Source organism: Malonomonas rubra DSM 5091 (genome assembly GCF_900142125.1).
Taxonomy (GTDB): Bacteria; Desulfobacterota; Desulfuromonadia; order Desulfuromonadales; family Geopsychrobacteraceae; genus Malonomonas; species Malonomonas rubra.
The window spans coordinates 72,517-85,195 of sequence record NZ_FQZT01000001.1 but is presented as its reverse complement, the minus strand read 5'-3'; the positions used below and the strand labels follow the sequence as shown (position 1 = coordinate 85,195).

Below are 12,679 nucleotides of genomic sequence, written 5' to 3'. Positions count from 1 at the left end.
CGAGGTTCCGCTTTCTTTTAACTCTTTTCTGACTGTGTGCGCTGATGAAAATCGACTACAGCCTGAAAGATGCCCTGAGTTGGCGGTTCGTGGTTGTCTCGATCCTTCCTTTGCTGATCGTCAGCATCGTTTCTTTCGATTTTTTCTCCCGTGAAACCGAACATCGACTGACACATGAAAATCAGTCGGCAGCTGAATCGATTGCCGCGAAGATTGCTCTCGACCTACAGGAACCCCACGTTCTTGTTCGTGAAATAGGACGATTCTGCAAATTTTTTCCTGCAAAATTAACAGGCTGTAACTCTTATCTCGATCAGATTGTCAATGACAACCATAGTATTGATTCCGTTTTTGTTCTGAACGCGGTCGGGAGAGTTGTTGCGACCGGTTTACCAATCGATTTCAGGAAAAGTCCTGCCGATTATATCGGGCAGGACTTTTCCTTGTTGCCCCAGGTCAAAAACGTACGTAGTGGCTCTGGCGTGGCTTGGTCGGAAGCTTTTTTTTCCCAAGAAGATGGCCGGATTTCCGTTGCCCTGACCAATAAAATTGACGAGGGGCTGATCGTCGCATATGTCAATGTCGATCATCTGAATCAACGTTTCATGCCCCTGCCGGGACAACAACCAGCTCACTTGTTGCTACTGGACCATTCAGGTCAGCTGGTCTTTCAGTTTCCACAGGCAGCAGCACCTGAATTGCTGGACCTGCAGCACTTGGAACCGGCCAAAAGTGCATTGACGGGAGGACAGCATACGGCCCATTACGAATTGGGTGGTAAAGACTATCTTGGTACGGCCATTCAGATGCCAGATGTCGGCTGGGTTGTGTTGTATGGACAGGAATATTCCGGCCTGCTTGGAATTGTCTGGCGGTTGAAAATTATTCTGGTCAGTTCGCTGATGCTAGCTTTCGTCCTTGCCTCTTTATGGTCGAGGACGCTGGCGCGGAAGATCGTGCGACCAATTTCCGATCTGGCGCAAAGCGCTGAATCCTTTGCCGAAGGGGATTACCGTCACCCATTGCCTTATGGTAATCACCTGGAAATTGACTGCCTCTCAGACAGCTTTCGCTTGATGCGGCAGACGATCGATGAACGAGAGAAATTACTACTGCAGAACAAGGAGTATTTCTCACGTTTGTTCAATGGTGTGACCGATGCCATCCTGGTCTCGAAACGCTTCACCGATGGAACGCCCGGTTCTTTTGTTGAAGTGAATGATGTTGCTTGTCGGCTGCTTGGTTATTCGCGTCAGGAATTGTTGGAAAAAACGCCGTATAACCTTAACCGCATCAGCCAGGATGATCCTGAAGAGTTTCGGCGGGTGCTGGATGAGATTACGGAAAAAGAGCAGGTTCTGTTTAAAACCGAGTTGCTGACCAGTAACGGAGACTGGCTGCCGGTAGAAATTGGCTGCCAATTGTTTGAGCTGGACGGCCAGCAGGTTTTTTTCTCGGTTGCCCGCGATATCACTTTACGTGAGAAATACGAGTCTTCAATCAAGACGCTGGTTCGCAGTACCGTCGGTTTGACCGGCCAGGATTGTCTTGATGAGATTGTTCAAAACCTCTGTGACTGGTTGAATGCCGACGGAGCGAGTATCGGACTAGTTTCAGGTGAGCGGATGAAAATTCAGGCCGGTTGCCTGCATGGGGAGCTGAAGAACCCTTTTTCCTTACAGTTGGCCGGGACCCCCTACAAAGAAATTCTCGATGGCAACTATATTTTTCACACTGAGGATGCAGCGTCCCGCTATCCTGCTCTCAGCCAGTTCAAACTCGCCGGTATACAGAGCTTTATCGGTATTCCGATGGTTGGCCATAACGGTCAAATTCTTGGTGCGGTCAGCGCATTTTCGCGCAACGCGATGATCGCTGTCCCCCATGTTGAAGAGTTACTGTCGGTCATCGCATCACGGGCTGCGGCCGAATGCGAACGCCTCGACTATGTTCGCGAGCTGGCACACAGCGAGGAGATGCTGCGGACCCTGTTCAATTCCACGGCGGAAGCAATCGTTGGAATCGACCTCTCGGGCGAGTGCGTCTTCTGTAATCCTTCGACCCTGCGTATGCTTGGCTACGACGACGAAGCAGAGCTGATTGGCGAAAGTTTCTGCGAACTGGTCGATAACGAACGGATGCGCGAGTTGATAGGCAGCGACAGCACCTGCCCCTTTATGACGGCCATCGAAAGCGAAGAAAAGTTGACCGGTTCTGACGGAGTCCTTAAACGTAAGGATGGGCGGGAAGTGCCGGTTGAATTTTGGGGGCACAGGATGATGCGCGACGGCGAATTGATCGGAGGTGTCATCACCTTTATCGATATCTCCCGCCGCCGCACCTTGGAGAAACAGCTGCAGCACTCGCAACGGATGGAGGCTGTCGGCACTCTGACCGGTGGTATTGCCCACGATTTTAATAATATTCTGACGGTTATCTCAGGTTATGCCGGTTTGTTGCAGTCACTCTATGCGGATGATAGACAGCTGTTGCCGAAGATAAGTAAAATTGCCGAGGCTGCAGATCGCGGTTCCAAGCTGACCCACGGTCTGCTTGCTTACAGCCGCAAGAAAACCGGACCGTTAACACCGGTTGACCTGAATCGGCTGGTGCTGAATGTACAGGACCTGTTCGGCAAGGCGATCGGTGAACATATTGAAAAGCAGCTGACTCTCTCGAAGCAGCAGCTATTCGTTCAAGCCGATACCTCGCAGCTGGAACAGGTGCTGGTCAACCTGGCAACCAACGCGCGCGATGCAATGCCGGGTGGTGGGGTGCTGAAAATCTCGACAGAACCAGCGTCGATCGATAAGGATTTCTGCCAGGTCCATGGCTACGGCGAACCGGGGAACTATGCCTTGATCAAGGTTGAGGATACCGGTATTGGCATGAGTCCGAACGTATTGCAGAATATTTTCGACCCCTTCTTTACCACCAAAGATACCGGCAAAGGAACCGGGCTAGGGCTGGCAATCGCCTGGGGTATCGTCAAGCAACATAAAGGGTATATCCTCGTCGACAGTAAGGACGGGGAGGGGAGCTGTTTCAGTATCTACCTGCCCCTGACCAATAAACGTCCATTGCAGAAACCAGCGGTCGATACAGGTCATCTGCCTGGCGGTACGGAAACTGTCTTGCTGGTTGAAGACGACCCTCAGGTGCTGGAAACCACTTTCAATATTCTGCATTCCGTAGGCTATAAAGTTCTCACCGGGAACTGTGCTGAATCGGCGTTAGCAATCCTGGATGAACGAAAAGAAGAGCTCGATTTGATCCTATCGGATGTCGTGATGCCTGGCATCAAGGGAATCGAGTTTTACCAGGAAATCCGTAAGAGAACTGAATTGCCCGTGATTTTTATCAGTGGATATACCTTCGATGCTTTGCGAGATCAGGGGTTGGTCGGTGACGACATCATCCTGCTGAATAAACCGATCTCTCCCTTTTCGTTGCTGACAAAAATTCGTGATGTGATTGATCTCAAGTAAGCAATCAGAACACGTCAGGCAGGCAGGATTTCAGTAATGGCATGGTGCGGAGATTGGTGATCTGTTCCGCCAGTTGCTCCACTTTCTGCTTGTCATCACCATCAACCTGATGCAGGACCGCAAGTAATTCATCAGTAGTCAGCGTCGCCAGGGTATGGGCCGCTGTTTTTTCTGCTGTTGACTGCTTTTGCTCTTCCGGCATGTTGTTGATCATGTAGCCTGCGATCGGTAAATCCATGTTGCGGGCAGCAAACAGGGTCAATAGTGTGTGGTTGATGGTGCCGAGACCAGGGCGACAGACGACCAGCAAGGGCAACTTGAGAAATGCGGCAAAGTCGGCCATCAGGAAACCACCGGAGAGCGGGACCATCAGCCCTCCTGCGCCTTCGATGATAGTAAAATCGTGGTTATCGATGATTTCATTTGCCTGTTGCAGCAGCCGATTGTAATCGATCCGTTTTTTTTCTTGCGAAGCTGCAACGGAGGGTGACAGCGGCGCGAGCAGGCGATAAGGGCAGATCTGGTCATCGCTTAATTTGCTGTCCGCGGCCCATTTCAGCAATTGTCCGTCAGGCCCTAATTTTTCCGGATCATCGACTCCTGATTCCGCTGGTTTCATGACACCGACGTTGACTCCGCGCTCGCGCAGGACTTTCGCCAGTGCTGCACCAACCAGTGATTTGCCGACGCCGGTATCGGTGCCAGTAATGAACAGTCCTTTGGCTTTAGCTGCAGACATTTATTCTGACCTCCGCATCTTTCAGTAATTGCATATCTGTTTCATGGCTGCGTCCCGTTGTTGTCAGGTAGTTGCCGATCATCATTCCGCTTGCACCAGCAAAGAAAATCGCAGATTGAAACTCACGCAAGTTCTTTTCGCGTCCTCCGCAAATGGTAATTTTCTGTTTTGGTAGCATGTAGCGGTAAAGACAGATGATGCGCAGACAATCAAGGGGAGACAGCAGGTCGCTATTTTCCAGAGGCGTGCCTGGAACCGGCGAGAGAAAGTTCAGGGGAACCGAATCAACATCCAGTTCACGCAGTGTTTGAGCCATCTCAAAGCGTTGCTCCGGTGATTCGCCCAGTCCGAAAATGCCACCGCTACAGACTTTCATCCCAGCCGCTTTTGCGCAACGGATAGTTTCAATATCATCTTCATAATCGTGTGTCGTGCAGATTTCTGGGAAAAATGACCGGGCTGTTTCCAGATTGTGATGATATGTAACACAGCCTGCAGAGGCAAGGGCTTCTGCGTAATCTTTAGTCAGCAGGCCAAGTGATGCCGAAGGGGCAGTGTTGCTCTGCTGACGAATTCGTCGAATTGCTTCCAGGGTCTGTTCAAACTCATCCCCCGGCTCGATACTAGTACCGCTGGTAACGATTCCATAGCATGCCGTTCCGTTTTTCTCTGCTGCAAGGGCACCTGCAACTATTTCATCAATCGATTTCAACGGGTAGGACGGCGCATCGGTCTGGTGAAATGAGGATTGCGCGCAAAAACTGCAGTTTTCTGCACAACGTCCCGATTTGGCATTGATGATCGAGCAGAGATCTATGTTGTTGCCGCAGAACTGTTCCTTCAGGTGATGGGCGCCAGCCATAAAAGCTGTCAGTTCAGCGCCTTGGGCCGTTAGGATGTGAATCGCAGTTGACTGATTCAGCTGTTCGCCTGCAACGATCTGCTCGATGAGTTGCTGTACTTTATTAAACATTGAAATTCCTTTCACAGATTTTGCGCAGGTTAGCTTTTGTCGGCATTTCTTGTCAACTCTAGTTGTTGGTCTGGTTTACAATTGATAACTATATTGAAATAAAGGGAGTTTAGGAGCTGCTACCATTTGGTGCTTGTTCTATCTCATATAGTATTGACTTGACGTAATCAGAATGATAAAACGTGATTTTAAAATTCAATAGAGGTGTTTCTGTGATGGTCAAGAAATTAATTGGTAGAAAGCTAAAATCTTCACGCTTGAAGAGGGATAAAACGATTCAAGAACTTGCTGAAATGTCAAAGGTTTCGTCAAACATGATTTCACGAATCGAACGCGGTTTGACAACGCCTTCAGTTGAGATCCTGATGAAGTTGGCAGATGCTCTCGGGTTGAGCATCAGTTACTTTGTTGAAGAGGCGGAAAAAGGCAGTACCGTTGTCTATACCCCCGCTGAGCAGGGAGAGCCTATTTTCTTTTTTGAAGACAAGCATCAGATCAACAGCTTGACCCAGGGCCTGCGGGATCCTGGATTTTCCGTGTTCGTTGATACTCTTGAGCCGCACTGTGATAGTGGTGAGGGAGGGATGGTCCACACGGGCGAAGAATTCGCCATGGTGATCGAAGGCTGTCTCGAATTCCAGATTGATGGCGACACATATATCCTCGACAAAGGTGATTCTATCGGTTTTAAGGCCTCAATCCCCCATAGTTGGCGTAATCGCAGTAATTTGCAGGCTAAAATTCTTTGGGTAGTTTCTCCTCCACCAAATGTGTGATTTAATAATATAGAAAGACTTTTTATTAGAGGTTGCAATGCAAGTAAAAAAGATTGTTGGCAAAAAATTAAAGGAAATCCGCTTGAAGCAGGATATGACCATTCAGATCCTGGCAGAAAAATCTCAGGTGTCTTCAAATATGATTTCCAGAATTGAGCGTGGCCTGACGATTCCATCTGTAGAAATTCTCATGCGATTGGCGACTGTTTTCGATAAAAGCATCAATTACTTTGTCGAAGATGTTTCCACCTCGCATGAAGTTGTCCACACAAGGCCGGGCGAACGCGACAAAACCGTTTATGACGATGAATATAATATGCACACCGAGTCCTTCACTTCTGGTCTGCGTGATCCTCAATTCATGTCCTTCTATTGTACGGTGCAAAAGGGCGGTAGCAGCGGTCAACAAAACATGTATCATCCCGGTGATGAGCTGATTTATCTGCTTGAAGGCAAGCTGCGTATGACCATTGTCGATGAGGTTTATAATCTTGAGGCGGGGGATAGCCTTTGTTTTAAATCTCATCTACCTCACCGCTGGGACAATGTTGGTGATAGCGATGCCAAGGTTATCTGGACTCTTTCCCCCTTTACGATAATTTAAGAAAAATGTAAGGAAAAGTGGCCAACTGCTTGAATTTTTTGCCACTCTTGTTGACACGCACTGATCATATTGTATAGTCTTCAACAATAAGTCGAAATTCTGCGAGTCATTTCCACCTTTTGGGGGCACTATGAACAAGTCAGAACTGGTTGAAGCACTGTCGATTAAAAAGAACCTGACCTATAAGAAGTCTGAGCAGATCGTCAATCTGATATTTGATTCCATGTCTCAGGCGTTAATCGATAAAGACCGCATTGAAATTCGTGGCTTTGGCAGTTTTATGGTGAAAGACTATAAAGCCTACATGGGGCGAAATCCTAAAACTGGTGAGGTGATTGAAGTCAAAGAAAAGATGCTGCCGTTCTTTAAGGTTGGAAAAGAGTTGCGTGAAAGAGTCGATAGTTGAACGATCGATCTGATTAATTTGAAAAGCCACTTGCGGAATCCTGTGAGTGGTTTTTTTGTGTCCGTTTTTTATAAGGTGAATAAATAATGCTCCATCCGTTTAAGGGAATAACGCCACAACTCGGCAACGATGTTTTTCTCGTCGATTCGGCAGAGGTAATTGGTGATGTTCATATCGGCGAACAATCGAGTTTGTGGTTTAATGTAGTGGTACGTGGTGATGTTAATTTTATCCGTATCGGCAAACGGAGCAATATTCAGGATGGCAGTGTTGTTCACGTTACCCATAAAAAAAATCCGACCTGGGTTGGTGACGATGTCACTGTTGGCCACAATGTTACCCTGCACGGGTGCCGTATCGGCGATCGTTGTTTGATCGGGATGGGCGCAGTAATAATGGATGCCGCTGTCGTAGAAGACGATGCCATGGTGGCGGCGGGTGCCTTGGTCACTCCCGGAACCCTTGTCCGATCCGGGACCCTGTTTGCCGGTTCACCAGCACGCTTTAAGCGTGAATTGACAGCTGAAGAAATTGCGGGTTTGAAGCAGTCGGCAGAAAATTACCTGAACTATGTTGCCGCTTATCGTTGATGAACCTGTTTTTTCGAGTTTGGTCTTTTAGGAGATGGTGATATGAGTCAAGTCGATTTTAGTGGCCTCCATGACAGCCCTCTTTTCAACGACATGTCGTCAGACGAAGTTAATAAGTTGCAGCAGCTCTTTACGATGAAGAAGGTCGAGGAAGGTAAAACCATTTTCATCGAGAACATGCCGGGGGAATCGCTCTACCTTATAAAGCAGGGTACAGTACAAATTTCACGCATGCTGGCCGAAGGGGATGAACAGGTTTTGATTGTTCTTGGCCCCGATGATATTTTCGGTGAGATGGCCGTGCTCGATGGTGGCAGCAGATCGGCAACGGCGCGTATTGCTGAAGATGCCATCCTCTATGGTTTGAACCGCAAGACTTTCGATGCGCTCGCAAGTAAAAATGCGTCACTTTGCCTGAAGTTAGCCTTGAATATCGTACGTATCTTCAGTGAGCGGATACGGAATTCGCAGAAGGATTACCGGGCTATGCTGCTGGCCAGTTTGAAAAGGAATAAATCTGCATAGCAGCTGCCTTATTCACGATTCTTTGAGAAAAATGTGCACTAAAAATTTTTTGAGCGTTTGTTTGAGCGGTAGATTAAAATATATCTACCGCTTTTTTGAATTCAATACTCTGGGATTTTCCAGGAAAGAGATTCATAAATGTCCGTGTTTATAAGCCAGCAATTTTTATTCGGTTTACTTGGGGGCCTCGGATTGTTCCTTTTCGGCATGAAAACCATGTCGGAAGGGCTGCACAAGGTTGCCGGGGAAAAAATCCGGAGAATTTTCTCAGCCCTGACAAATAATCGTCTTGCAGGAACTTTTGTTGGTATGGCCGTAACGGCGATCCTTCAATCATCGACCGCAACGACCGTTATGACCGTCAGTTTTGTCAATGCCGGTTTGCTGTCACTGGTTCAAGCGATCGGCGTGATTCTCGGGGCGAATATCGGGACAACGGTTACGGCGCAGTTGATTGCCTTCAATATCACGCAATTCGCTTTGCCGTTGATTGCCCTCGGGGCTGCATTCAAGTTATTCAGCAGGATGAAAAAGCATGTTTATGCTGGTGAAATCATCCTTGGTTTTGGACTGCTACTGTTTGGCCTGGCCACGATGAAACAAGGATTTGAGCCGCTGAAATCGAGTGAAGACTTCAGACAACTGCTTGTTTTTGTCGGTCAATATAAGCTGGTGGCTGTTTTGATCGGGGCCTTGTTGACTCTTGTCGTCCAGAGTAGTGCGGCAACTGTTGGCGTGACACTGGCCATGGCAACAGTGGGGTTGATTAACTTCGAAACCAGTGTTGCTTTGGTGCTTGGTGAAAATATTGGCACCACGATTACTGCGAACATCTCTGCGATCGGTGCAAATTTGGCCGCTCGGCGGACTGCTTTTGCGCATTTCCTGTTCAATGTTGTCGGCACTGTGCTTGTTTTGCTACTTCTGACCTTCTATCTGAAGCTGGTCGCTTTTCTCACTCCTGGAGATGCTGACTTTGTTATCCAGACTCAAGCGCAGGCAGAAAGTCTCTCTGCCGCGATCGGTGACAAACCATATATAGCACGGCATATTGCCAACGCTCATACCCTGTTCAACATTATCAATGTCCTATTATTTTTACCCTTTGTCGGTATCTTGGCCAAAATCTCAACCATCGCTATCCGCGGGAAAGATGTCTCAGAAAGTATGCAGGTCAAGTATATCGACAACCGGATTTTAAATACGCCGCCGATCGCGATCGGGCAGGCACGGCGGGAAGCACAACGAATGGCGGTTGTCGCCCTGGAGATGCTGCAGGAAACAAATTATTTTCTTGAGGATGAGGATACCAAGAGGATCAGTGAACTGGAGCGGCGGGAAGAACTGGTCGATATGCTGCAAAGAGAAATCACCAATTTTCTGGTTCAACTGTCTCAGCGCTCCATATCTTCACAGACGTCCGCCTCAATCGGTAACTTGCTGCATATCGTCAACGACTTGGAACGGATTGGCGACCATTGTGAGAACTTGTGGCAACTTGGGCAGAAAAAAATCGAAGCGAAAATCATATTCTCAGATATAGGCGAGAATGAAATTTCCATCATTGGCGAGAAAACAATGGATTTCCTTCGGTTTGTCGTCGAGGCGATGGAAACGGGGGATACAACGATTGCGGTTGAGGCGATCGAATTTGAAGACTGCATCGACGAAATGGAAAACAGAATGCGACTGAAACATATAGCACGATTGAATACCGGTGAGTGTGCGGTACAACCCGGTTTGCTTTTTATCGATATGCTGCATAATTTCGAAAAAATCGGCGACCATACCTATAAAGTTTCCGAAGCGGTCATCGGAGAAAGATAAGATGTACGCAGCTATTGATATCGGCAGCAACACCGTCCGAATGCTGATTGGTGAATGCAAGCAGAATGGGCTGCAGCCGAGATTATATCAACATCAGATCACTCGTCTTGCCGGTGGTTATCAGCCTGAAATTGGGCTGGCACGAGAAAGTATCGATCGAACTCTTGCCGTTGTTTCTGAATTTGCCCGGATCGCAGCAGATTACGGAGTAGAAAAGATACGTGCTGTCGGTACAGCAGCTTTACGGCGTGCTGAAAACGGTCAGCACTTGGTCAACCTGGTTAAAATGAAAACCCGCCTCCCTCTCGAGATTATCAGCGGCGATGAAGAGGCACGACTCAGTGCTACTGGTGTGTTGTCTGTGTTAAAGCCGACTCCTCAGACGGCCCTGATTGTTGATATAGGTGGCGGGAGCACCGAGCTTGTTTTTCAGGATTGGCATGAGGTTGTGCATTCGTGCAGTTATCCTGTCGGGGTTGTCCAGCTTAGCGAAGAGATGCCCCATGCAGAGTCGAGACGGCAACATGTCAAAAATTTGGTGGTGAAGTTCTCCACCGATATGCTGCGCTCTGGTGTTTCTCCTTTGCAACTCGCTGGAGTTCAATTGATCGGCACGGCTGGGACTTTCACCACCCTCGCAGCACTTGACCTGAAAATGTCTGAATACGATCGCAGTCGCATCAATAATCATCAGCTTAACCTTGATTGGCTGTTGGCGACACAGGATCGGCTGGATGGAATGAGCATTGCCGAGCGCGAGCAACTCCCCGGTTTCGAGCCGGGAAGGGGTGACGTGATCATGCCTGGGTTAGAGATGATTATCGCTCTTTGCCAGTACCTAAAACAGCAATCGATTCGGGTCGCTGATTCCGGTTTACTGGAAGGTCTTCTCCTCGATTTCTGCGCCGACCGATCTGATTGACAGAACCTATCCAATTGCCTATTATTCGGGCTTCGCTTTACCGATATTTCAAGTCATTAAATTCACAAGGACTGTTATGCAGAAAGTTATTCTCTCTGGCAATGAAGCCATCGCTCGAGGTGCGTATGAAGCAGGCGTATTAGTTGCTTCTGCCTATCCCGGTACTCCCAGTACCGAAATCCTGGAAAATACGACCCAATATAAAGAGATTGACGCCTCCTGGGCACCGAACGAAAAAGTGGCGCTGGAAGTTGGCATCGGAGCCTGCTTTGGCGGCGCTCGTTCGCTGGTGACTATGAAGCATGTTGGTGTCAACGTCGCTGCTGATCCGCTGTTCACTCTGTCTTATACCGGTGTTCGTGGTGGCCTGGTGCTGGTTGTGGCCGATGACCCGGAACTGCACTCATCACAGAATGAGCAGGACAGCCGCAACTACGCCAAGTTTGCCAAAGTGCCGATGTTCGAACCGGCTGACAGCCAGGAAGCGCTCGATTTTACCAAGTTGGCGTTCGATGCCGGCGAGAAGTTCGATACCCCCATGTTTCTGCGCAGCACGACACGAATTTCCCACTCCAAGTCGATTGTCACCCTGGGTGAACGCAGGACAGATTTGCCGACTCCGAGTCTTGAGCGCAACGCTGCCAAACTGGTTATGCTGCCGGGCAATGCCCGCAAACGTCACTACGATGTCGAGCAGCGCTTGATCGACATGGAAGAGTGGTCCTGCACGCAGCCGTTCAACCGTATCGAAAAAGGCGCGGGCAAGGTTGGTGTGATCACTGCCGGTGTCGCGTACCAATACGTCAAGGAAGCCATGCCGGACGCGGATGTGCTCAAAATCGGCCTGGTTTACCCGCTGCCGAAACAGTTGATCCGCGACTTTGCTGCCAACTATGAGACGCTTTATGTCGTCGAAGAGCTCGACCCCTATATTGAAGAGCAGGTCAGGGCGATGGGGATTAACGTCGTCGGTAAAGACAAGCTGCCGATCTGCGGCGAGTTGACTCCGGGTCGGGTACAGAAGGCCCTGTTCGGCAAAGATGTGCCGACTGAGGACAACTCTCCTGAACTGCCACCGCGTCCCCCGAACATGTGCCCTGGCTGCCCGCATCGCGGTGTTTTCATGGAGTTGAACCGCGCCAAGGCTTATGTCACAGGCGATATCGGCTGTTACACTCTCGGCTTTCTGCCGCCGTTGTCAGCGATGGATACTTGTGTCTGTATGGGAGCGAGTATCGGTAATGCAACCGGTATCAGCAAAGTTATTTCCGAAGAAGAGCAGCGTAAAGTTGTTGCCGTCATCGGTGATTCGACCTTTCTGCACACCGGTATCAACGGCCTGATGGACATGGTTTACAATCAGTCCGCTTCAACCGTTATTATCCTCGATAACCGTATCACCGCGATGACTGGACGTCAGGAAAACCCGACCTCCGGCTATATGCTCAATGAGCAGGAGACCTACCGGGTCGATATGGAGCAGCTTTGCCGTGCTGTTGGCGTTGAGCATGTCAAGGTGATCGATCCCTACAATATCAAGCTGACCCGCAAGATTATCCGTGAAGAAATGGCTCGTCCGGAGACCTCGGTCATTATCACCAGCCGCCCTTGTATGCTGGTGCCGCGTGACAACATGGACAAGCGGATGCCGCTGTATGTCGATCACGATAAGTGTACCGGTTGCAAAGCTTGCCTGCGACTCGGTTGCCCGGCGATTACCTGGGATGAAGAAAACAAGAAGTCGAACATCGACAAGATCATCTGTGTCGGTTGTAAGGTATGCCAGCAGACCTGCGGTTTCGATGCTTTTATTGAGTATGGTGAATAAT

Annotated in this window: 11 protein-coding genes; 9 read left to right on the top strand and 2 right to left on the bottom strand. The window is 49.1% G+C overall.

What is annotated here, in order from left to right; all coding sequences use genetic code 11:
* Window positions 1-44: 44 nt before the first annotated feature.
* Complete coding sequence (locus BUB13_RS00385) at window positions 45-3,488, top strand: PAS domain S-box protein (protein ID WP_072904773.1); 3,444 nt, start codon at window positions 45-47, stop codon at window positions 3,486-3,488.
* 4 nt (window positions 3,489-3,492) lie between these two features.
* Here the strand turns inward: BUB13_RS00385 and bioD are convergent, their stop codons facing one another.
* Both bioD and bioB read right to left on the bottom strand, forming a co-directional pair.
* Window positions 3,493-4,227, bottom strand: a complete 735-nt coding sequence (gene bioD, locus BUB13_RS00380; RefSeq protein ID WP_072904772.1) for a dethiobiotin synthase — start codon at window positions 4,225-4,227, stop codon at window positions 3,493-3,495.
* Window positions 4,214-5,200 carry a biotin synthase BioB gene (bioB, locus tag BUB13_RS00375; protein WP_072904771.1) on the bottom strand — a complete coding sequence of 329 codons (987 nt, stop codon included), beginning with the start codon at window positions 5,198-5,200 and terminating at the stop codon, window positions 4,214-4,216. Before bioB ends, bioD begins: the two co-directional genes overlap by 14 nt.
* A 215-nt stretch (window positions 5,201-5,415) precedes the next feature.
* On the opposite strand from bioB, the gene BUB13_RS00370 reads away from it, so the two are divergent.
* The 8 genes from BUB13_RS00370 to iorA all read left to right on the top strand — a co-directional run bounded on the left by BUB13_RS00370 (window position 5,416) and on the right by iorA (window position 12,678).
* Window positions 5,416-5,976, top strand: a complete 561-nt coding sequence (locus tag BUB13_RS00370; RefSeq protein WP_072904770.1) for a helix-turn-helix domain-containing protein — start codon at window positions 5,416-5,418, stop codon at window positions 5,974-5,976.
* A gap of 37 nt (window positions 5,977-6,013) precedes the next feature.
* Window positions 6,014-6,580, top strand: a complete 567-nt coding sequence (locus BUB13_RS00365; protein ID WP_072904769.1) for a helix-turn-helix domain-containing protein — start codon at window positions 6,014-6,016, stop codon at window positions 6,578-6,580.
* A gap of 130 nt (window positions 6,581-6,710) precedes the next feature.
* On the top strand, window positions 6,711-6,986 hold the full coding sequence (locus BUB13_RS00360) for an HU family DNA-binding protein (RefSeq protein ID WP_072904768.1): 276 nt from the start codon (window positions 6,711-6,713) through the stop codon (window positions 6,984-6,986).
* A gap of 86 nt (window positions 6,987-7,072) precedes the next feature.
* Window positions 7,073-7,576 (top strand): gamma carbonic anhydrase family protein, encoded by a 504-nt coding sequence (locus tag BUB13_RS00355; protein WP_072904767.1) that lies wholly within the window; start codon window positions 7,073-7,075, stop codon window positions 7,574-7,576.
* 42 nt (window positions 7,577-7,618) lie between these two features.
* Window positions 7,619-8,101, top strand: coding sequence for a Crp/Fnr family transcriptional regulator (locus BUB13_RS00350; protein WP_072904766.1), 483 nt, complete (start codon window positions 7,619-7,621; stop codon window positions 8,099-8,101).
* A gap of 138 nt (window positions 8,102-8,239) precedes the next feature.
* Window positions 8,240-9,928: a Na/Pi cotransporter family protein gene (locus tag BUB13_RS00345; RefSeq protein ID WP_072904765.1), complete on the top strand. Its 1,689-nt coding sequence runs from the start codon at window positions 8,240-8,242 to the stop codon at window positions 9,926-9,928.
* A gap of 1 nt (window position 9,929) precedes the next feature.
* On the top strand, window positions 9,930-10,850 hold the full coding sequence (locus tag BUB13_RS00340; RefSeq protein ID WP_072904764.1) for a Ppx/GppA phosphatase family protein: 921 nt from the start codon (window positions 9,930-9,932) through the stop codon (window positions 10,848-10,850).
* A gap of 76 nt (window positions 10,851-10,926) precedes the next feature.
* Window positions 10,927-12,678 carry an indolepyruvate ferredoxin oxidoreductase subunit alpha gene (gene iorA, locus BUB13_RS00335; protein ID WP_072904763.1) on the top strand — a complete coding sequence of 584 codons (1,752 nt, stop codon included), beginning with the start codon at window positions 10,927-10,929 and terminating at the stop codon, window positions 12,676-12,678.
* Window position 12,679 lies beyond the last annotated feature (1 nt).